Genomic DNA, 21,135 nt, shown 5'->3' with positions numbered 1-21,135 from the left:
AGTGTCTCTGATCGCTTCTGACCACTTCCGCATCGTTGTCGGCCTCGGCAAGAGCGGCATGTCCCTGGTTCGCTTCCTGGCGAACCGGGGCGTGTCGTTTGCCGTCGCCGATACGCGGGACAATCCACCGGAACTGGTCACGCTCAAGCGTGACTATCCGCACGTGGAAGTGCGTTGTGGCGAGCTGGACGTCGAATTCCTGTGCCGTGCCGACGAGCTCTACGTGAGCCCCGGTCTGGCGCTGGCGACCCCGGCCCTGCAAGCCGCCGCGGCCCGTGGCGTGAAGATGTCCGGCGACATCGAGCTGTTCGCGCGTAACGCGCGGGCGCCGATCGTGGCCATCACCGGCTCCAACGCGAAAAGCACCGTCACCACCCTGGTCGGCGAGATGGCGGCTGCGGCCGGCAAACGCGTCGCGGTGGGCGGCAACCTCGGGACGCCGGCGTTGGACTTGCTCAGCGACGACATCGAACTGTACGTGATGGAGCTGTCGAGCTTCCAGCTGGAAACCACCGACCAGCTCAACGCCGAAGTGGCCACCGTACTGAACATCAGCGAAGACCACATGGACCGCTACAGCGGCCTGCCGGCTTACCACTTGGCCAAGCACCGGATCTTCCGTGGGGCGAAGCAGTTTGTGGTCAACCGCCAGGACGCACTCAGCCGTCCGCTGATTGGCGAGGGCCAGCCGTGCTGGACCTTCGGCCTGAACAAACCAGATTTCAAGGCATTCGGTCTGCGTGAAGAGGGCGGGGAGAAATACCTGGCCTTTGAATTCCAGAACCTGATGCCGGTGCGCGAACTGAAAGTGCGCGGCGCGCATAACCAGTCCAACGCCCTCGCGGCGCTGGCGCTCGGTCATGCGGTCGGCCTGCCGTTCGACGCCATGCTTTCGGCGTTGCGCAACTTCACCGGCCTCGAACACCGCTGCCAGTGGGTGCGGGATCTGAACGGCGTCGATTACTACAATGATTCCAAAGCCACCAACGTTGGTGCGGCCCTCGCGGCCATCGAAGGCCTGGGTGCGGATATCGATGGCAAGGTCATTCTGATCGCCGGTGGCGACGGCAAGGGCGCCGAGTTCAACGACCTGCGTGCTCCGGTGGCGGCCAACTGCCGCGCCGTGATCCTGATGGGGCGCGACTCCGACAAGATCGGTGCTGCCATCGGCGACGCCGTACCGCTGATTCGCGCCACGTCGTTGGTCGACGCTGTCGAGCAGTGCCGCGCGGTCGCCCAACCCGGTGACGTGGTGCTGCTGTCGCCGGCCTGCGCCAGTTTCGACATGTTCAAGAATTACGAAGACCGTGGTCACCAGTTCGTCCGCGCCGTGGAGGATCTGGCATGAGCCTGCGCAATATCATCAAGCCGTACCCGTCGCCGATCATCACCGGCCGTGGCATCGACCTCGATTTCCCGATGCTCGCCGGCTGCCTGGCGCTGCTGGGCCTGGGCCTGATCATGATTGCCTCGGCATCCACCGAAGTGGCGGCGGCGCAGTCGGGCAGCGCGCTGTACTACATGATTCGCCACCTGATCTACGTGGCGTTGGGCCTGGGTGCCTGCATCGTCACCATGATGATTCCGATCGCCACCTGGCAGCGTCTGGGCTGGATGATGCTGATCGGCGCATTCGGTCTGCTGGTGATGGTGATCGTTCCCGGGATCGGCCGTGAAGTGAACGGTTCGATGCGCTGGATCGGTTTCAGCTTCTTCAACGTGCAGCCGTCCGAGATCGCCAAGGTGTTCGTGGTGATCTACCTCGCCGGTTATCTGGTGCGGCGCCAGAAAGAAGTGCGCGAGAGCTGGATGGGCTTCTTCAAGCCGTTCATCGTGCTGCTGCCGATGGCGGGTCTGTTGCTGATGGAGCCGGACTTCGGTGCCACCGTCGTGATGATGGGGGCTGCAGCGGCCATGCTGTTCCTCGGCGGGGTCGGGTTGTTCCGCTTCTCGCTGATGGTGGTGCTGGCGGTCGGGGCCGTGGTCTTGTTGATTCAGATGCAGCCGTACCGGATGGCGCGTCTGACCAACTTCGCCGACCCGTGGGCCGACCAGTTCGGCGCCGGCTATCAGTTGTCGCAGGCGTTGATTGCCTTCGGTCGTGGTGAGTGGCTGGGCGTCGGCCTGGGCAACAGCGTGCAAAAGCAGTTCTACCTGCCTGAAGCGCACACCGACTTCGTGTTCTCGGTGCTGGCCGAAGAGCTGGGCGCCGTCGGTTCGCTGTGCACCGTGGCGCTGTTCGTTTTCGTATGTATCCGCGGCATGTACATCGGTCTGTGGGCCGAGAAAGCCAAGCAGTTCTTCGCTGCTTATGTGGCCTACGGTCTGTCGTTCCTGTGGATTGGTCAGTTCCTGATCAACATCGGAGTGAACGTCGGCCTGCTGCCGACCAAGGGCCTGACCCTGCCGTTCCTCAGTTATGGCGGCAGTTCCCTGGTGATCTGCTGCGCCTGCCTCGGTTTGTTGCTGAGGATCGAGTGGGAGAGTCGAACCCACCTGGGCAGTGAAGAGATGGAATTCCATGAGAGCGACTTCGCCGAGGAGCCGAATCATGGGCGCTAACGTATTGATCATGGCCGGCGGTACCGGCGGCCACGTGTTCCCGGCGCTGTCCTGTGCCCGCGAATTTCAGGCGCGCGGCTATACCGTGCACTGGCTCGGCACACCACGCGGGATCGAAAACGATCTGGTGCCGGCTGCAGGTCTTGAACTGCACCGCATCAATGCCACGGGTTTGCGTGGCAAGGGCAAGCTGTCGCTGCTCAAGGCACCGTTCATGCTGCTCAAGTCGGTGTGGCAGGCGCGGGCGGTGATTCGCAAACTGCGTCCGGTGTGTGTGGTCGGCTTCGGTGGTTATGTGACCGGTCCTGGTGGTATCGCCGCCAAACTGGCTGGTGTGCCGGTGATCGTTCACGAGCAGAACGCCGTGGCCGGCACCGCCAATCGGTTGTTGGTGCCGTTCGCCGCCCGGGTGTGTGAAGCGTTCCCCGACACCTTTACTCTGTCGGACACCCGCCGTACCACCGGAAATCCGGTGCGCAGCGAGCTGTTCCTCGAAACATCGCGACCTGCTCTGGCCGGCCGCAAAGCGCGTTTGCTGATCCTGGGCGGAAGCCTGGGCGCAGAACCGTTGAACAAGTTGCTGCCTGAAGCCCTGGCGCAAGTCGCTGTCGATTTGCGTCCGGAAGTGTTTCATCAGGCCGGCAAAAACCACGATGAAGTGACTGCAGAGCGCTATCGCGCCGCCGGCGTGGATGCGCAGGTGCAGCCGTTCATCAAAGACATGGCCCAGGCCTATGGCTGGGCTGACCTGGTGGTGTGCCGCGCTGGCGCGCTGACCATCAGTGAGCTGGCTGCCGTCGGTCTGCCCTCGATGCTGGTGCCTTTGCCCCACGCGATCGACGATCACCAGACCCGCAACGCCGATTATTTGGCCCGTGAAGGCGCTGCCTTCCTGATGCCGCAAAGAACGACTGGTGCCGCGGACCTTGCCGCGCGCCTGACAGAGGTCTTGATGCAACCGCAACGACTCGAAGAAATGGCCCAAGCGGCCCGCCGTCTGGCCAAACCCGATGCCACCCGTAGCGTGGTCGATACCTGCCTGGAGGTGGCCCATGGTTGAGAATCAGAAAGCCATGCCACAACCGGAAATGCGCCGCATCCGTCGCATCCACTTCGTCGGTATCGGCGGCGTGGGCATGTGCGGTATCGCTGAAGTGTTGTTGAACCTGGGCTATGAAGTATCCGGTTCCGACCTGAAAGCGTCGCCGGTGACCGAGCGCCTGGAATCGTTCGGTGCGCACATTTATATCGGCCACCGCGCCGAGAACGCCGCGACCGCCGATGTGCTGGTGGTCTCGAGCGCCGTCAACACCTCCAACCCGGAAGTGGCGACCGCGCTGGAGCGCCGCATTCCGGTGGTGCCGCGTGCCGAAATGCTCGCCGAGCTGATGCGCTATCGCCACGGCATCGCCGTCGCCGGTACCCACGGCAAAACCACCACCACCAGCCTGATCGCTTCGGTGTTCGCGGCCGGTGGCCTGGACCCGACCTTCGTCATCGGTGGCCGTCTGAATGCGGCGGGTACCAATGCCCAGCTCGGCACCAGCCGCTACCTGATTGCCGAAGCGGACGAAAGCGACGCGAGTTTCCTGCACCTGCAACCGCTGGTGGCGGTGGTGACCAACATCGACGCCGACCACATGGCGACCTACGACGGTGACTTCAACAAACTGAAGAAAACCTTTGTCGAGTTCCTGCACAACCTGCCGTTCTACGGTCTGGCGGTGATGTGCCTGGACGACCCGGTGGTGCGTGAAATCCTGCCGCTGGTCAAACGTCCGACCGTGACCTACGGCTTCAGCGAAGACGCTGACGTGCGCGCGATCAATGTGCGCCAGCAAGGCATGCAGACCTTCTTCACGGTGCTGCGCCCTGACCGCGAGCCGCTGGATGTGTCGGTGAACATGCCGGGCAACCACAACGTGCTCAACTCGCTGGCGACCATTTGCATCGCGTCCGACGAAGGCGTCAGCGATGAAGCCATCGTCCAGGGCCTGTCCGGGTTCCAGGGCGTGGGCCGACGCTTCCAGGTCTACGGCGAATTGCCGGTGGACGGCGGCAACGTGATGCTGGTCGACGACTACGGTCACCACCCGACCGAAGTTGCCGCTGTTATCAAAGCCGTGCGCGGTGGCTGGCCGGAGCGCCGACTGGTGATGGTTTACCAGCCGCACCGTTACAGCCGCACCCGCGACCTGTACGACGATTTCGTCAATGTACTGGCCGACGCCAACGTGCTGTTGCTGATGGAAGTCTATCCGGCTGGCGAAGAGCCGATTCCGGGCGCCGACAGCCGCAAGCTGTGCAACAGCATCCGTCAGCGCGGTCAACTCGACCCGATCTACATCGAGCGTGGTGTCGATCTGGCGCCGCTGGTCAAGCCGCTGCTGCGTGCCGGCGACATTCTGCTGTGCCAGGGCGCCGGTGATATCGGCGGTCTCGCGCCGAAGCTGTTGAAAAGTGAATTGTTCGCCGGCGCCGTGGCCGCGTCGGTCGAGGGGAAGTTGAAATGACTGCTGCCTACGCCAACCTGTTCTCCACCATTGCGCCGAAAGACTTCGGCCGCGTCGCCGTGCTCTTCGGTGGCATGAGTGCCGAGCGTGAGGTTTCGCTGAAGTCCGGTAACGCCGTGCTCGACGCGCTGCAAAGCGCCGGTGTGGACGCGTTCGGGATCGACGTCGGCGAGGATTTTCTGCAGCGTCTGCTGAATGAAAAGATCGACCGTGCGTTCATCATCCTCCACGGTCGTGGCGGTGAAGACGGCTCCATGCAGGGCCTGCTCGAATGCGCCGGCATTCCGTACACCGGCAGCGGCATTCTGGCCTCGGCACTGGCGATGGACAAACTGCGCACCAAGCAGGTCTGGCACAGCCTCGGGATTCCGACGCCGCGTCACGCCGTGCTGTGCAGCGAAGCCGATTGTATTTCGGCGGCGACGGAACTGGGCTTCCCTTTGATCGTCAAACCGGCGCATGAAGGTTCAAGTATCGGGATGGCCAAAGTGAGTTCTGCGTCCGAGTTGATCGACGCATGGAAAGCGGCCAGTACCTACGATTCGCAAGTCTTGGTGGAGCAATGGATTCAAGGTCCGGAGTTCACCATCGCCACCCTGCGTGACCAGGTGTTGCCTCCTATCGCCCTGGGTACACCGCACACGTTCTACGACTACGACGCCAAGTACATCGCCAACGATACCCAGTACCGCATTCCGTGCGGGCTGGATGCCGCCAAGGAACAGGAACTCATGGATCTCACGGCCAAGGCCTGTGAGGCGCTGGGTATTGCCGGTTGGGGCAGGGCGGACGTGATGCAGGACGCCGACGGGCAGTTCTGGTTCCTTGAAGTGAACACCGCACCGGGCATGACCGATCACAGCCTGGTGCCGATGGCGGCCCGTGCTGCCGGTCTGGATTTCCAGCAACTGGTCCTGGCCATTCTGGCCGCCAGTGTTGAAGGCTCCGGTAATAAAGAGGCGCGAGGTTAAGACCATGCAAGGCGCTCAGCTCAGACATCAGCCCCCCGCACCCGGCCGCAAGCCGGTGCCGCGGGGTGCCAGCCGAATGGTGGCCAAAGAGCCGATGTCTGCGCGCCTGCCGAAAGCCAATTTCGGCTTTCTGAAAAGCCTGTTCTGGCCGGTGCTGCTGGTGGCGCTGGGGTTCGGTACTTACGAAGGCGCGCAGCGTTTGCTGCCGTACGCCGACCGGCCGATCACCAAGATCGCGGTGCAGGGTGACCTGAGCTACATCAGCCAGCAGGCGGTGCAGCAGCGAATCGCCCCGTACGTGGCGTCCAGCTTCTTCACCATCGACCTGGCCGGCATGCGCACCGAGCTTGAGCAGATGCCCTGGATTGCCCACGCCGAAGTCCGCCGGGTGTGGCCGGACCAGGTGGTGATCCGCCTCGAAGAGCAACTGCCAGTGGCCCGTTGGGGCGACGAGTCGCTGCTGAACAACCAGGGCCAGGCGTTCACGCCCAAGGAACTGGCGAACTACGAACACCTGCCACAGCTGTTCGGTCCACAACGGGCCCAGCAGCAGGTGATGCAGCAATACCAGGTGCTGAGCCAGATGCTCAGGCCGCTGGGCTTCTCGATTGCACGCCTGGAATTGCGTGAACGCGGCAGCTGGTTCCTGACTACCGGTGCCGGCAGTTCCGGCCCCGGCATCGAGTTGCTGCTGGGACGCGGCAACCTGGTGGAAAAGATGCGCCGCTTCATTGCCATCTATGACAAGACGCTTAAAGACCAGATTACGAACATTGCGCGCATCGATCTGCGCTACGCCAACGGCCTTGCTGTTGGCTGGCGGGAACCAGTAGCGCCGACGACAGCCCAACCCGCTGTCGCAAAGAATTAAGAAGAGGCAGGACCCATGGCAAACGTGCAAAGCGGCAAAATGATCGTCGGTCTGGATATCGGCACCTCCAAGGTGGTGGCGCTGGTAGGCGAGGTCGCGGACGACGGCACGCTGGAAATCGTCGGTATCGGTACTCACCCGTCCCGCGGCCTGAAGAAGGGCGTTGTGGTGAACATCGAATCCACCGTGCAATCGATCCAGCGCGCGATCGAAGAAGCCCAACTGATGGCGGGCTGCCGCATTCACTCGGCGTTCGTCGGCGTGGCCGGCAATCACATCCGCAGCCTGAACTCCCACGGCATCGTGGCGATTCGTGATCGCGAAGTCAGCTCGGCTGACCTTGAGCGTGTGCTCGATGCCGCCCAGGCCGTGGCGATCCCGGCTGACCAGCGCGTGCTGCACACCCTGCCGCAGGATTACGTGATCGATAACCAGGAAGGCGTTCGCGAGCCACTGGGCATGTCCGGCGTACGTCTGGAAGCCAAGGTTCACGTGGTCACCTGCGCCGTCAACGCCGCACAGAACATTGAAAAATGCGTGCGCCGCTGCGGTCTGGAAATCGACGACATCATTCTCGAGCAACTGGCCTCGGCCTACTCGGTGCTGACCGACGACGAAAAAGAGCTGGGCGTGTGCCTGGTCGACATCGGCGGCGGCACCACCGACATCGCGATCTTCACCGAAGGCGCGATCCGCCACACCGCGGTGATCCCGATTGCCGGTGATCAGGTGACCAACGACATCGCGATGGCGTTGCGCACCCCGACCCAGTACGCCGAAGAGATCAAGATTCGCTACGCCTGTGCCCTGGCCAAACTGGCCGGTGCCGGCGAGACCATCAAGGTGCCGAGCGTGGGCGACCGTCCACCGCGCGAACTGTCGCGTCAGGCCCTGGCCGAAGTGGTCGAGCCGCGTTACGACGAACTGTTCACCCTGATCCAGGCCGAGCTGCGTCGCAGCGGCTACGAAGACCTGATCCCGGCGGGCATCGTCCTGACCGGCGGTACGTCGAAGATGGAAGGCGCCACCGAGCTGGCCGAAGAAATCTTCCACATGCCGGTGCGCCTGGGCGTGCCGCACGGCGTGAAGGGCCTGGATGACGTGGTGCGTAATCCGATTTATTCCACTGGCGTTGGTTTGTTGATGTATGGCCTGCAGAAGCAGTCCGACGGGATCTCGTTCTCGGGCATCGGCAGCCGCGACAGCTACAGCAACGATGAGCCACAGGCGCCGTTGCTGGACCGATTGAAGAAGTGGGTTCAAGGCAACTTCTAACGCTTTACCGCAGCACCGCAACAAACAGCAGTAGGCGAAAAAACTAGAGAATGTAAGGAGAGGGAAAATGTTCGAACTCGTAGACAACATCCCCGCAAGCCCGGTAATCAAAGTTATCGGTGTTGGCGGTGGCGGCGGCAACGCTGTCAATCACATGGTCAAGAGCAACATCGAAGGCGTGGAATTCATCTGCGCCAACACCGATGCTCAAGCGCTGAAAAACATCGGCGCGCGCACCATCCTGCAACTGGGCACCGGCGTAACCAAAGGCCTGGGCGCCGGCGCCAACCCGGAAGTCGGCCGTCAGGCTGCGCTGGAAGATCGCGAGCGCATCGCTGAAGTGCTGGCCGGCACCAACATGGTGTTCATCACCACCGGCATGGGCGGTGGTACCGGTACCGGTGCTGCGCCGATCATCGCCGAAGTGGCCAAGGAAATGGGCATCCTGACCGTTGCGGTCGTGACCCGTCCGTTCCCGTTCGAAGGCCGCAAGCGTATGCAGATCGCCGACGAAGGCATCCGCATGCTCTCCGAAAGCGTCGACTCGTTGATCACCATTCCTAACGAGAAGCTGCTGACCATCCTCGGTAAAGACGCAAGCCTGCTGTCGGCTTTCGCCAAGGCTGACGATGTACTGGCCGGTGCCGTGCGCGGTATCTCCGACATCATCAAGCGTCCGGGCATGATCAACGTCGACTTCGCCGACGTGCGTACCGTGATGAGCGAAATGGGCATGGCGATGATGGGCACTGGCTGCGCCAGCGGTCCGAACCGTGCACGTGAAGCCACTGAAGCGGCGATCCGCAACCCGTTGCTGGAAGACGTGAACCTGCAAGGCGCGCGCGGCATCCTGGTGAACATCACCGCCGGTCCTGACCTGTCCCTGGGTGAGTACTCCGACGTGGGTAGCATCATCGAAGCCTTCGCTTCCGAGCACGCGATGGTCAAGGTCGGTACCGTTATCGATCCGGACATGCGCGACGAGCTGCACGTGACGGTAGTTGCCACCGGTCTGGGCGCGAAAATCGAGAAGCCTGTGAAGGTCATCGACAACACCGTTCATACCTCCATGGCTGCTGCTCAGGTTCAACAACCGGCCCCTGCACGTCAGGAAGCTCCGGCGGTGAACTACCGTGACCTGGACCGTCCGACCGTCATGCGCAACCAGGCTCAGGCCGGTGCTGCGACTGCCGCGAAGATGAACCCGCAGGACGATCTGGATTACCTGGACATCCCGGCATTCCTGCGTCGTCAGGCCGATTGATGGAATGTATCAGGGCTATGACGGTGATTGGTGTTCAGCAAAGGCTCGGTCTGCTATTATCGCCAGCCTTTGTTGATACCAGTTCGCAATTTGCGCTGAAGCGGCCCAAGCCATGATTAAACAACGCACACTGAAAAATATTATCCGTGCCACAGGTGTAGGCCTGCACTCCGGGGAGAAGGTCTACCTGACCCTCAAGCCTGCGCCTGTCGACACTGGCATTGTGTTTTGTCGCGCTGACCTCGACCCTGTGGTGCAGATTCCTGCCCGCGCGGAAAACGTCGGTGAAACCACTATGTCGACGACGCTGATCAACGGCGACGTCAAAGTGGACACGGTAGAGCACTTGCTCTCGGCCATGGCTGGCCTGGGCATCGATAACGCCTACGTCGAGCTCTCCGCGTCCGAAGTCCCGATCATGGATGGCAGCGCTGGACCGTTCGTATTCCTGATTCAATCGGCAGGCCTGGAAGAACAGGACGCCGCCAAGAAATTCATCCGCATCCTGCGTGAAGTGACAGTGGAAGACGGCGACAAGCGCGCCACTTTCGTCCCTTTCGAAGGGTTCAAGGTGAGCTTCGAGATCGACTTCGATCACCCGGTTTTCCGGGACCGCACCCAAAGTGCAAGCGTGGATTTTTCCAGCACTTCGTTCGTAAAAGAAGTCAGCCGCGCCCGTACTTTCGGTTTCATGAGTGACATCGAGTACCTGCGCAAGCACAACCTCGCACTCGGCGGCAGCGTTGAAAACGCGATCGTAGTGGATTCCGATGGTGTACTGAACGAAGACGGCCTTCGCTACGAAGACGAATTCGTGAAGCACAAGATCCTTGATGCGATTGGCGACCTGTACCTGCTGGGCAACAGCCTGATTGGTGAGTTCAAAGGCTTCAAGTCCGGTCATGCACTGAACAACCAGCTGCTGCGCAAGTTGATTGAGCAGACAGATGCGTGGGAAGTCGTGACGTTCGAAGACGCCAGCACTGCACCGATCTCTTACATGCGCCCGGTTGCGGCGGTGTAAGTAAAAAACCTCTCTAGTTTTTTGAAGGCCATCCTCGGATGGCCTTTTTTTATGCCCGCGGTTTATCTATTGCTTGTGCGGGCCTCATCGCTGGCAAGCCAGCTCCCACAGGAATCAGGGTATATGGAGGATCAGCGAATAACCGCGCAACCTGTGGGAGCTGGCTTGCCAGCGATAGGGCCGGTAAGGCCGAAGCGAAATTCAGGCCACCACCACCCGATTGCGCCCACCTTCCTTGGCCTGATACAACGCCTTGTCCGCCGCAAACAGCAGTTGCTCCAGCGAAATCTCGACCGCCGCCGTCCAGGTGCTGATGCCGATACTGACGGTCATCGCCACATCCGCGCCCTCGACCCGCGGCATCTGCTCGACGGCCTGGCGGATGTGCTCGGCAATCTGCGCGGCGCCAGTGCTGTCGGTTTCGGCGAGGATCACCGAGAACTCCTCGCCGCCATAACGGGCCACCAGATCCCCCGGCCGCCGCACGTTCGCCGTGATCACCTTGGCCAGTTCGCGCAGTGCCTGATCGCCGGCCTGATGCCCGTGGCGGTCGTTGAAGGCCTCGAAGTGGTCGGCGTCGATCATCATCACCGACAACGGCTGGCCTGAACGCTGGGCGCGGAACCACTCGTGGCGCAGCGACTGGTCGAGCATCCGACGGTTGGCGACACCGGTCAGCGCATCGGTGGCAGCCAGTTGTGCCAGCTCGCGTTCGGCGCGTTGGCGCAAGCGCAGTTCGCGGGCGAGCAGCCACGTCAGCCACAGCAACCCCGCACAGAGCACGCCAGTGGCACCACTGATCAATATCGCAGTACGCCGCCAGGTGCCGAATACCTCGTCGCTGGACAGCGCGACCATCACCGTCAACGGCAAGTTGCCGACCCGTGAATAGGTGTAGAGGCGCTGTTGATGGTCCATGCTAGAGGTGCTGGTGAAGCTGCCACTGCCATCCTTGTCGCCGAGAATCCGCACCACGTTCGGCCGGTTGCCGAAACTCTTGCCGATGGAGTCGCTTTGCAGATAAGGCTTCTGCGCCAGCAGCACGCCGTCGCTGTTGATGATGTTCAGTGTGCTGCCTTTGCCGATATCCAGGCTGTTGAACAGTTGATCGAAGTAATCGAGCTTCATCGACGCCACCGCCACACCCATGAATTCGCCGGTGCCCGAGGAGATCCGCCGACTGAAGCTGATGCGCCACTGGTTCGCTTCGTCGCAATCGCAGCGGGTCTTGAACGGGCGGCTGATGAACATGCCCATGTCGCGGTTGAAGGCGTGGGCGAGGAAGTAATCGCGGTCGGCAAAGTTGCCCGGTTTAGGTTCGACTCGCGATGAGTCGGCGACCACATCGCCATGCTTGTCGAGCAGCAGGATGTCGCCCTTGAAGCGCGCGGTGGTCGAGCGGTCGAACAGCGCCAGATGGCGGATCTGCGGAGTGACGTCGCGCAAGTCATCGCGCTGCGCGGCGGCGATCAGGCCTTGCAGGGTCAGGTCGTACAGCTCGACGGTGCGCAGGACGTCGGCGTCGATCAGCTGCGCAATGGTGGTGGCGCTGCGGGTGGCCGATTCCTGAGCATTGGCGTGCTCGCGGATCAGCAGAAACGTGACGATGCACAAAATCGCGATCACGGTCAGCGAGCTGCCGCAGATCAGCAGCAATTCGGGGCGTCCGGTCTTGCCCGCCAGAGGTGGGGTACGGCTCGCGATCATGATGGGCTGTCGGTTGGGGAGTCTTATAAGCGTAGTTGTACAAACACAGAACCCTCTGTGGCGAGGGAGCTTGCTCCCGCCGGGTCGCGCAGCGACCCCTCGCTTTCGAGATAGGCCTGCTGCGCAGTCCAGCGGGAGCAAGCTCCCTCGCCACAGGTTCTTTGCCAGTCGCGACTGACCTTGAGGTGATCTTAGAAGACGTTGATCGGGTAGTCGACAATCACACGGTATTCATCTGTGTCAGTGTCGATCGCGCCGTAGCCGTTGCCGCCACGGTTGGACGCCCACTGCAGGCGTACCGCGAGATCCTTCGCCTGGCCGCTCTGCACCACGTACTTGAGGTCGATGTCGCGCTCCCAGTGCTTGGCATTGCGACCATCGGCGCTGTACCACGAAGCATAGCCTTTGCTGGCCGGATCGACCTTGGTCAGGTCCACGGTGCCGCGCGAGTAGGAGACCGCCGAGGTCAGGCCCGGCAGGCCGAGGCCGGCGAAGTCATAGGCGTACTTGAGCTTCCACGAGCGCTCGTTGGGGCCGTTGAAGTCCGAGTATTGCTGGGAGTTGTCGAGGTAAACGCTGTCGCCCTGGCTGATGTAGTCGAACGGCGTGTTGCCGTTGACCCGTTGGTACGCGGCAGTGATGCTGTGGCTGCCGATGCCGACGGTGAAATGCAGGCTGTAGGTGTTGTTGTCGATGTCACCCAGCAGCGCGTCGCCAGTGTCTTGCGTGTGATAGAAGTGCAGGCCCGGGTTGAGGCTGACCAGATCGTTCAACTGCCAGGTGTAATCCAGGTCGTAGTAGTACTGGTTCCAGACGTCCTTCAGCTCGGCGGCGTACAGGTTGCTGGTCAGGCCTTCGACACCGCTCCAGGAAACCCCGGCCCAGTTCAGGTGACGACTTTCGTCGCCCTCGGCGAGTTTGCCGTACGAGGTGCCGATGCGCTGGCGACCGCTCTGGTTGTAAGGCTTGGTGAAACTGGCCTGGCCACCTTCGAACAGCCAGCCGTCGAAGCTGTGGTTGGTCAGGCTGACGCCACGAAAGGTCTGCGGCAGCATGCGGCTTTCACCACCGGCAATCACCGGGTTGGTGAGGAACAGGTCGCCGGCCTTCAGTTCAGTATCAAACGCACGCATTTTCAACGTGCCGCCCGCCGTCGAGAACGAGCCGGGGGCTTTGCCGTTGCCATCGCTGATCGGCAGGATGCTCGAACCATCGGTACCGCCACCGCCGTCGAGCTTCAGCCCGAGCATGGCGTGCGCATCGATACCGAAACCGACCGTGCCTTCGGTGTAACCGGACTGGAAGATCCCGAGAAAACCCTGGCCCCACTCAATGTTGTCGTCCGTGTGCTGCAGACGGTTGCGATTCATGTAGTAGTTGCGAGCGTTGAGGTTGAGGCTCGAACCTTCGACGAATCCCTCCTTGGCGGCTTCGTCGGCATGGGCGGCGGGGGCAATCGTTGCGGCAATTGCAATGAACAGCGGGGTGAAGCTGACTGGGTAACGCACTTGCGATGGAGCTCCTTGGGTCAACTGACACTTCAATGACTTGAGGTGCGGATTATTTCTTGTTGTTACAGACGAACCAAACGGCTTTCAGACCACAACGAAAAAAGGCCGCTGAAAGGCAGCGGCCTGGAAGGACGACGGTTGAACGGGAAGAGCCAAACAACCGCGTCGAGGGAAATGTTTCGCGGTGCGCGACTCAGCTGTCTTTCTCGGCCGCTTGCGTTTGGGAAGTGGCGGCCTGAGGTGCTTGCGCAGCCTCTTGCGACTTGGCCATCACTTCTGCCTGAGACTGTTCGAAGGCGTGAGCGCGAGCGGCATTCTGCGCTACGAACGCCTGCGATTCTTCAGCCATCGCCATTGGCGAGAGGATCAATGAGGACAAAACGAAAGCGCTGGCAATACCCATACTGTTGGACATTCTGAAAACCTTCTTGCTTGGCAAGTACTGTTTGGTGCGGGCAAAGATAAGGTTGCCGGGCGTCGGGAAACAGCGTGATTTTCATAAATGACTGTTACAGCACAAGCAAAGATAACCCGTAGGATTTCACCGCGCGCTATCTGCCTGACCACAAACCTGTGGCGAGGGAGCTTGCTCCCGCTCGGCTGCGCAGCAGTCGTAAACAATGTGAACGCGGTTGATCTGAAGGCTGATTTTGGGGCCGCTTCGCAGCCCAGCGGGAGCAAGCTCCCTCGCCACAGGCGCTTTGCTTGTCAGTCAGACCGGGAGGTGGATGCCGAAGGTATTCATCCCGCGATCACTGCGTACAAACACATCCCCACCATGCATCAGCGCAATCGCCTTGACGATCGCCAGCCCCAACCCATGGTTATTGCCACTGTTGCTGCGTGATGCATCCACCCGATAAAAGCGCTCGAACAAGCGTGGCAAATGCTCGCCGGCAATCGGCGAACCCGGGTTGGCCACACCAATACTCACCTGATGGTCCTCGACCTCGATCCGCACCTCGATCACCTGGCCCGGCCCGGTGTGCTGCACCGCGTTGCTCAACAAATTGATCAACGCCCGACGCAAATGGGCGACCTCGATCTGCACCTGCGCATCACCGCTGACCTGCACCTGAACCTGCGCGTCTTCAAGAATGAAATCCAGATATTCCAGGGTCGTCGCCACCTCATCAGCCAGGGACGTCGAGGTCAGTTTGGTCGCCTTGTTGCCCTGGTCGGCACTGGCCAGAAACAGCATGTCGTTGATGATCGAGCGTAGCCGTTCGAGTTCTTCGAGATTCGATTGCAGCACTTCGAAGTAATGCTCGGCAGAGCGGCCGCGCGTCAGCGCCACCTGAGTCTGGCCAATCAGATTGGTCAGCGGCGAGCGCAGTTCATGGGCAACGTCGGCGTTGAACGACTCCAGCCGCGAATAGGCCTGTTCGACCCGCTCCAGCGTCGAGTTGAACGAGTCGACAAACTGCTCAAGCTCCGGCGGCAACGGCGACATTCGCAGGCGCCCCGCCCGCAGTGGCGGCGCCAGGCGCTGGGCTTCATGGGACAGTTTGATCAGCGGCTTAAGGCCGATCCGCGCGACCCAATAGCCCAGCGCCGAGGCCATCAGCACACCGATAATCGCCAGACTGACCAAGGCGATCAGCAGGTTGTGCTGAGTCTCGTGGAAGGTCTCGGTATCGATGCCGATCATGAACCGAAGCGGCGGGCGTTGATCCTTGGCCGGCAGTTCGGTCAGCAGCACTTTCAGTGGATAAGGCTGGTCGGGCAACTGCAGGTCATGCATGCCCAGCGGGCCTTTGGCGAAGGCGCGGATCCGGGCGTCCGGCTCGCCATACTCGTAGCCGGGATCACCGCTGACCACCCAGAAACGAATGCGTTTGTCCTCTTCGCCGAGCAGCTTCAGCTTGGCGTTGATCTTCACCCAATGCTCGGGTGTGCCGAAGCGATTGAGTGCCGATTCGAGCACGCTGTAACGCGCATCCAGCTCGGCTTCCGGCAGCAGGCCCAGGCCCTTGTCGACCTGTTGATACAGTGCGCCGCCTATCAACAGAAACACCAGCAGCGCCACCAAGGTGAACATGCCGCTCAGGCGCAGCGCGATGGAATTACTGGACACCGCGGCTCTCCAGCACGTAACCCATGCCTCGGATGGTGTGCAGCAGTTTCTCGTCGAACGGTCCGTCGAGCTTGGCCCGCAGGCGTTTGATCGCGACTTCGACGACGTTGGCATCGCTGTCGAAATTGATGTCCCAGACCATCTCGGCAATCGCGGTTTTCGAGAGAATTTCACCTTGCCGGCGCGCCAGAACGCTGAGCAGCGAGAACTCTTTCGCCGTCAGGTCCAGCCGCGTGCCGGCGCGGGTCGCCTTGCGGCTGATCAGATCGATCCACAAGTCGGCGATGCTCACCTGCACCGGTTCATGGCCGCCGCTGCGCCGGGTCAGCGCTTGCAGGCGGGCCACCAGTTCAAGGAAAGAAAACGGCTTGCCGAGGTAATCGTCGGCGCCGTCGCGCAGGCCTTTGATGCGGTCTTCGACGCGCTCGCGGGCGGTGAGCATGATCACCGGGGTCTGCTTGCGTGCACGCAACGCGCGCAGCACGCCGAAGCCGTCCAGGCCCGGCAACATCACGTCGAGGACGATCACCGCGTAGTCGCCTTCCAGCGCCAGGTGTAGGCCCTCGACACCGTCGCGGGCCAGGTCCACGGTGTAACCCTGTTCCGTCAGACCGCGATGCAGATAGTCCGCGGTTTTTTCCTCGTCTTCGATAATCAGAACGCGCATGACCCTGCCTCAGTCTGTGGTCGCCAGTGCCGGTGGGGGCGATGATGCTTCTGGGTGTGAGCGCCGATGGAACAGCCGCTCAAGCCACAAGTATATGACCGGTGTGGTAAACAGCGTCAGCATCTGGCTGACCAGCAAGCCGCCCACCACCGCGATCCCCAGCGGCTGGCGCAGTTCGGCGCCGGTGCCGTAGCCGAGCATCAGCGGCAGCGCGCCGAGCAGGGCAGCGAGGGTGGTCATGATGATCGGCCGGAACCGCGTGATGCACGCTTCGAAGATTGCATCTTGTGGCGCCAGTCCGCGATTGCGCTGCGCCTCCAGGGCAAAGTCGATCATCAGGATGCCGTTTTTCTTGACGATACCGATCAGCAGCACCAGCCCGATCAGCGCCATGATCGAAAAGTCCTGACCGCAGATCCACAGCATGATTACTGCGCCCAGACCTGCCGCCGGCAGCGTCGAAATGATCGTCAGCGGATGCACGAAGCTCTCATAAAGCACGCCGAGAATGATGTACACCGCCACCAGCGCCGCGAGAATCAGCCACGGCTGACTGGCCAGCGAACTCTGGAACGCTTGCGCCGCACCCTGGAAGTTGCCACTGATCGCGGTCGGCATGCCGATCTCGGCCTTGGCCTGATTGAGCAGGATCACCGCATCACCCAGCGCCACGCCGGGAGCGAGGTTGAATGACAGGTTGGCGGCGGGGAACATGCCGTCGTGGGCAATCGACAGCGGGCCGATGGTCGGCGCGTCGAATTTGGCCAGCGCCGACAGCGGCACCATCTCGCCACTCAGCGGCGAGCGCAGGTAGAAATAATTGAGGCTTTCGGCCTTGCCGCGCTGTTTGGTGTCCAGTTCCAGAATCACGTTGTACTGGTTGACCTGGGTCTGGAACTCATTGATCTGCCGTTGGCCGAAGGCGTCGTACAGCGCCTCGTCGACATCACTGGCGGTCAGGCCGAAACGTGCGGCGGCGCTGCGGTCGATGCTGATGTGGGTGATGCTGCCGCCCAATTGCAGGTCGTTGGAAATGTCGCGGAACGCCGGGTTGCTGCGCAGTTTTTCGGTCAGGCGTTGCGTCCAGGTGGCGAGGGTCGCGCCGTCGTTGCTCTTGAGAACGTATTGATACTGCGCGCGGCTCGGGCCGGAACTGAGGTTGATGTCCTGGCCGGCGCGCAGGTACAGGACGATGCCCGGGACTTTCATCAGTTGCGGACGAATCCGGTCGATGAACTGACTGGCCGAGACATCGCGGTCGCCGCGCTTTTTCAAGGCAATCCAGAAGCGCCCGTTGGCGATGGTCTGGTTACTGCCGGACACGCCCACCGAGTGGGAAAACGCTTCGACAGCGGGGTCGGCCGCGACGATTTCAGCCATCGCCAAGTGTTTTTTCACCATGTCGCCGTAGGAGATATCCGCAGCGGCTTCGGTGGTGCCGAGGACGAAACCGGTGTCCTGCACCGGGAAGAAGCCCTTGGGGATAAAGATGTAACCACCAATCGCCATCGCCAGTGACAGACCGAACACGCCGATCATCAGCTTCTGATGGGCGAGGGCGCGGCGCAGGCCTTTTTCGTACCAGCCGAGCAGGCGCTCGCTGAAGCCCGGTTTATCGCTGGCGTGATGTACCGGTTTGCGCATGAACAACGCGGCCAGTGTCGGTGCCAGCGTCAGCGATACCACCACGGAAATCATGATGGTCGAGGTCGCCGTCAGGGCGAACTCCTTGAACAGCCGCCCGACCACGCCACCCATGAACAGCAGCGGAATGAACGCCGCCACCAGCGAGAAACTGATCGAGACCACGGTGAAGCCGATTTCGCCGGCGCCCTTGATCGCCGCCTCGCGCATGCTGTCGCCGGCCTCCAGATGCCGGTGGATGTTCTCCACCACCACAATCGCATCGTCCACCACAAACCCCACCGCGACGACAATCGCCACCAGCGTCAGGTTGTTCAGGCTGAACCCCAGCAGGTACATCAGGGCGAAACTGGCGGTCAGCGACACGCCGAGCACGGCCGAGACGATCATGGTCGCCGACAGCTGGCGCAGGAACAGCGCCATCACCGCCACCACCAGCAGGATCGCGATCAACAGGGTGATCTCGACTTCATGCAGCGAGGCGCGAATGGTCTGGGTGCGGTCGATCAGGGTTTTCACCTGCACCGAGGCCGGCAACATGGCTTCGAGGCCGGGCAGGGCGGCTTGAATGCGGTCCACGGTTTCCACGATGTTCGCCCCGGGCTGGCGCGAAATCACCAGGTTCACCCCGGGTCGATCACCAGCCCAGGCTTGCACGTAGGCATCTTCCGAACCGTTGACGACTTTGGCGACATCACGCAGATGAACCGGGGCGCCGTCCTTGTAGGAAACGATGAGCTGGCTGTAGTCCTCGGGGTTGAACAACTGGTCGTTGGTCGACAGCGTGGAAATGCTCGATTCGCCGTACAGCGCACCTTTGGCGAGGTTGAGGCTGGTCTGCTGGATCGCCAGACGAATGTCGGCCAGGGTCAGGCCGATGGCCGCCAGTTTGTCCGCCGAGGCCTGGACGCGGATCGCCGGACGTTGCTGACCGGTAATGTTGATCTGGCCTACACCGTCGATCTGACTGATCTGACGCGACAGCAGGGTTTCCACCAGGTCGCTGAGTTCGGTGCCGGGCATTTGCGTCGAGCTGACACTGAGGATCAGCACCGGGCTGTCGGCCGGGTTGACCTTCTTCCAGGTCGGCAGCGTTGGCATGTCCTTGGGCAGTTTGCCGGCGGCGGTGTTGATCGCCGCTTGGACTTCCTGGGCGGCGGTGTCGATGCTTTTGTCGAGGGTGAATTGCAGGGTCAGCAGGCTGGAGCCGAGCGCACTGCTGGAGGTCATCTGGGTCATGCCGGGGATGGCGCTGAATTGCACCTCCAGCGGCGTGGCCACGGACGAGGCCATGGTGTCGGGGCTGGCGCCGGGCAATTGCGCCGAGACCTGAATCGTCGGAAATTCCGCTTCTGGCAGTGGGGCAATCGGCAATCGCGGGAAGGCAATCGCGCCGACCAACACCAAGGCAATGGTCAGCAGAATCGTCGCGACCGGGTGATCGATGCACCAGGTGGAGACGCCTTTGTGCGCCTTCATGGTTTCGGCTCCGCTTGCACCACCTGCGGCGGCTCGCTCATGACCTGCACGGTGGAACCGGGTTTGAGCCGCGACTGGCCATCGGAGACCAGCACGTCACCGGCCTTCACGCCTTTGATGATGTCCTGGCCGCTGCCCTGATAAACCATCTGCACCTGCACCGCTTCGACCTTGTCGCCGTTGACCCGATACACGAAGTGCTGATCGAGACCGCGTTGTACGACGGTCGGCGGTACCACCAGCGCATCCTTGTCCAGCGCCGTCTGAATTTTCACCGTCACCAGCAGGCCCGGCCAGAGCTTCTGGCTGGCGTTGTCGAACTCGGCCTTGGCGCGGATGGTGCCGGTGTTGGCGTTGATCTGGTTGTCGATCAGGGTCAGATGCCCCTCGCCGAGCAGGTTGCCGGTTTCGCCGTCGGTGTCGGCGCCGATGTAGGCCTTGACCTGCGCGTGTTGCGGGTCGTTTATCAGGCCTTGCAGGGTCGGCAGCATTTGCTGGGGCAGGGAGAATTCCACGGCAATCGGGTCGATCTGGGTCACGGTGAACAGACCGGCGGTGTCGGTCATGCGCAGGAAGTTGCCTTCATCGACCGTGCGAATACCGACGCGACCGGTAACCGGGGAGCGAATCTGCGTGTAGGAAAGTTGTACCTGCGCCGCGTCGATCGAGGCCTGGTTGCCTTGGGCGGTGGCTTTCAATTGGTTGACCAGCGCCTGCTGCTGGTCGTAGGTCTGTTTGGAAACGCCGTCGTCGACGCTGAGCAGTTTGTAGCGCTTGAGGTTGACCAGGGCGACTTGCAGTTGTGCCTGGCTTTCGCCCAGTTGCGCGCGGGCCTGGTCGAGGCTGGCGCGGATCGAGCGGTCGTCGATGGTCGCGAGCAGGTCGCCGGCCTTCACCAGTTGGCCTTCCTTGACGAAGATTTTGGTGAGGATGCCGTCGACTTGCGGGCGCACCACCACGCTGTGCAGCGAGAGTACCGAGCCGATGCCGCTGGTGTAGCGGGGGACGTCTTTTTCACTGACGGTGACGACGCGCACCGGGATGGCGGTCGGGGTGGCCAGTTTGGTCGGGACGGGTTTCATTGCCCACCATATGCCGGCGGCGGCCAGAACGATCACTAGGGCTAGCAGGGCTTTGTTTTTCTGGATTCGCATGCGATGGGGCGCCAGGGTCTGGAGTTTGGGCAGGTTGGGTAGTTATAAACTTGTTTGGGGGTCAGGAGGGTGACGGCTGGCTGTCAGCGCTGTCAGTTTTCTCTGTGTGTATATCCGTTTTTGCGGGTGTGGCTGATTACGGTTCCGCCCTTACGGCGGGTCACTTTTGGCAAACGCCCCAAAAGTAACCAAAAACGCTTGCTCCTGCGTGCGGCCCGCTCGCTGGGGCTCGGGGTTCCTTCGCTGCGGGATCGATCCGGGCGCAGCGTCTACGGTTTGCTTCGCTGCACCTCCTCTCGCTGTGTTTGGCTTCGCCAAACGGTCGCTGCGCTCCCACGCCCGGATCAATCCCTGCGCTCAGCCTTCCGACGTCGCCCGTGGATCAAGATCAAGAGCTGCAGCCGAGCTAACGCTCA

Annotated in this window: 16 protein-coding genes; 9 read left to right on the top strand and 7 right to left on the bottom strand. The window is 61.8% G+C overall.

Annotated features, from left to right (window positions below):
* Position 1 precedes the first annotated feature (1 nt).
* The 9 genes from murD (at position 2) to lpxC (ending at position 10,480) form a co-directional block, all read left to right on the top strand.
* Entirely contained in the window at positions 2 to 1,348 is a 1,347-nt protein-coding gene (murD, locus tag J5M57_RS16910) for a UDP-N-acetylmuramoyl-L-alanine--D-glutamate ligase (RefSeq protein ID WP_207847871.1), read from the top strand.
* Positions 1,349 to 1,350: 2 nt separating this feature from the next.
* A complete protein-coding gene (gene ftsW, locus J5M57_RS16905) occupies positions 1,351 to 2,562 on the top strand; it encodes a putative lipid II flippase FtsW (RefSeq protein WP_169842443.1) in 1,212 nt (403 codons plus the stop codon).
* A complete protein-coding gene (murG, locus tag J5M57_RS16900) occupies positions 2,552 to 3,622 on the top strand; it encodes an undecaprenyldiphospho-muramoylpentapeptide beta-N-acetylglucosaminyltransferase (protein WP_169842413.1) in 1,071 nt (356 codons plus the stop codon). The genes ftsW and murG overlap by 11 nt, the downstream gene beginning before the upstream one ends.
* On the top strand, positions 3,615 to 5,075 hold the full coding sequence (gene murC / locus J5M57_RS16895) for a UDP-N-acetylmuramate--L-alanine ligase (RefSeq protein WP_025109285.1): 1,461 nt from the start codon (positions 3,615 to 3,617) through the stop codon (positions 5,073 to 5,075). The genes murG and murC overlap by 8 nt, the downstream gene beginning before the upstream one ends.
* On the top strand, positions 5,072 to 6,046 hold the full coding sequence (locus tag J5M57_RS16890) for a D-alanine--D-alanine ligase (protein ID WP_127648167.1): 975 nt from the start codon (positions 5,072 to 5,074) through the stop codon (positions 6,044 to 6,046). Before murC ends, J5M57_RS16890 begins: the two co-directional genes overlap by 4 nt.
* A 4-nt stretch (positions 6,047 to 6,050) precedes the next feature.
* Positions 6,051 to 6,917 carry a cell division protein FtsQ/DivIB gene (locus tag J5M57_RS16885; protein ID WP_041073143.1) on the top strand — a complete coding sequence of 289 codons (867 nt, stop codon included), beginning with the start codon at positions 6,051 to 6,053 and terminating at the stop codon, positions 6,915 to 6,917.
* A 15-nt stretch (positions 6,918 to 6,932) separates the two neighbouring features.
* Positions 6,933 to 8,192 (top strand): cell division protein FtsA, encoded by a 1,260-nt coding sequence (gene ftsA / locus J5M57_RS16880; RefSeq protein ID WP_003228014.1) that lies wholly within the window; start codon positions 6,933 to 6,935, stop codon positions 8,190 to 8,192.
* A gap of 67 nt (positions 8,193 to 8,259) precedes the next feature.
* Entirely contained in the window at positions 8,260 to 9,456 is a 1,197-nt protein-coding gene (gene ftsZ / locus J5M57_RS16875; protein ID WP_025109282.1) for a cell division protein FtsZ, read from the top strand.
* A gap of 112 nt (positions 9,457 to 9,568) precedes the next feature.
* Positions 9,569 to 10,480, top strand: a complete 912-nt coding sequence (lpxC, locus tag J5M57_RS16870; RefSeq protein ID WP_007961638.1) for a UDP-3-O-acyl-N-acetylglucosamine deacetylase — start codon at positions 9,569 to 9,571, stop codon at positions 10,478 to 10,480.
* Positions 10,481 to 10,681: 201 nt separating this feature from the next.
* On the opposite strand, the gene J5M57_RS16865 is transcribed toward lpxC, so the two are convergent.
* The 7 genes from J5M57_RS16865 to J5M57_RS16835 form a co-directional block, all read right to left on the bottom strand.
* Positions 10,682 to 12,187 carry a sensor domain-containing diguanylate cyclase gene (locus tag J5M57_RS16865; RefSeq protein ID WP_207847872.1) on the bottom strand — a complete coding sequence of 502 codons (1,506 nt, stop codon included), beginning with the start codon at positions 12,185 to 12,187 and terminating at the stop codon, positions 10,682 to 10,684.
* 191 nt (positions 12,188 to 12,378) lie between these two features.
* Complete coding sequence (locus J5M57_RS16860) at positions 12,379 to 13,695, bottom strand: OprD family porin (protein WP_169842411.1); 1,317 nt, start codon at positions 13,693 to 13,695, stop codon at positions 12,379 to 12,381.
* A gap of 196 nt (positions 13,696 to 13,891) precedes the next feature.
* Complete coding sequence (locus J5M57_RS16855) at positions 13,892 to 14,113, bottom strand: hypothetical protein (protein ID WP_207847873.1); 222 nt, start codon at positions 14,111 to 14,113, stop codon at positions 13,892 to 13,894.
* Positions 14,114 to 14,410: 297 nt separating this feature from the next.
* On the bottom strand, positions 14,411 to 15,775 hold the full coding sequence (locus tag J5M57_RS16850) for a heavy metal sensor histidine kinase (protein WP_207847874.1): 1,365 nt from the start codon (positions 15,773 to 15,775) through the stop codon (positions 14,411 to 14,413).
* Complete coding sequence (locus tag J5M57_RS16845; protein ID WP_025109277.1) at positions 15,765 to 16,442, bottom strand: heavy metal response regulator transcription factor; 678 nt, start codon at positions 16,440 to 16,442, stop codon at positions 15,765 to 15,767. The genes J5M57_RS16850 and J5M57_RS16845 overlap by 11 nt, the downstream gene beginning before the upstream one ends.
* Positions 16,443 to 16,451: 9 nt before the next feature.
* Entirely contained in the window at positions 16,452 to 19,565 is a 3,114-nt protein-coding gene (locus J5M57_RS16840; RefSeq protein ID WP_207847875.1) for a multidrug efflux RND transporter permease subunit, read from the bottom strand.
* Positions 19,562 to 20,719, bottom strand: a complete 1,158-nt coding sequence (locus J5M57_RS16835) for an efflux RND transporter periplasmic adaptor subunit (RefSeq protein ID WP_207847876.1) — start codon at positions 20,717 to 20,719, stop codon at positions 19,562 to 19,564. The genes J5M57_RS16840 and J5M57_RS16835 overlap by 4 nt, the downstream gene beginning before the upstream one ends.
* Between the last annotated feature and the right edge of the window lie 416 nt (positions 20,720 to 21,135).

This window comes from Pseudomonas sp. 86_A, assembly GCF_017491705.1.
Lineage (GTDB): Bacteria > Pseudomonadota > Gammaproteobacteria > Pseudomonadales > Pseudomonadaceae > Aquipseudomonas > Aquipseudomonas koreensis.
This window is presented reverse-complemented; position numbering and strand designations above follow the sequence as displayed.

Bases quoted from the DNA above. Each gene is read 5' to 3' on its own strand.
- murG (WP_169842413.1), top strand. From the start codon at position 2,552: ATGGGCGCTAACGTATTGATCATGGCCGGCGGTACCGGCGGCCACGTG.
- J5M57_RS16845 (WP_025109277.1), bottom strand. From the start codon at position 16,442: ATGCGCGTTCTGATTATCGAAGACGAGGAAAAAACCGCGGACTATCTG.
- lpxC (WP_007961638.1), top strand. From the start codon at position 9,569: ATGATTAAACAACGCACACTGAAAAATATTATCCGTGCCACAGGTGTA.
- ftsA (WP_003228014.1), top strand. From the start codon at position 6,933: ATGGCAAACGTGCAAAGCGGCAAAATGATCGTCGGTCTGGATATCGGC.
- J5M57_RS16840 (WP_207847875.1), bottom strand. From the start codon at position 19,565: ATGAAGGCGCACAAAGGCGTCTCCACCTGGTGCATCGATCACCCGGTC.
- murC (WP_025109285.1), top strand. From the start codon at position 3,615: ATGGTTGAGAATCAGAAAGCCATGCCACAACCGGAAATGCGCCGCATC.
- J5M57_RS16890 (WP_127648167.1), top strand. From the start codon at position 5,072: ATGACTGCTGCCTACGCCAACCTGTTCTCCACCATTGCGCCGAAAGAC.
- J5M57_RS16865 (WP_207847872.1), bottom strand. From the start codon at position 12,187: ATGATCGCGAGCCGTACCCCACCTCTGGCGGGCAAGACCGGACGCCCC.
- J5M57_RS16855 (WP_207847873.1), bottom strand. From the start codon at position 14,113: ATGTCCAACAGTATGGGTATTGCCAGCGCTTTCGTTTTGTCCTCATTG.
- ftsZ (WP_025109282.1), top strand. From the start codon at position 8,260: ATGTTCGAACTCGTAGACAACATCCCCGCAAGCCCGGTAATCAAAGTT.
- J5M57_RS16885 (WP_041073143.1), top strand. From the start codon at position 6,051: ATGCAAGGCGCTCAGCTCAGACATCAGCCCCCCGCACCCGGCCGCAAG.
- J5M57_RS16835 (WP_207847876.1), bottom strand. From the start codon at position 20,719: ATGCGAATCCAGAAAAACAAAGCCCTGCTAGCCCTAGTGATCGTTCTG.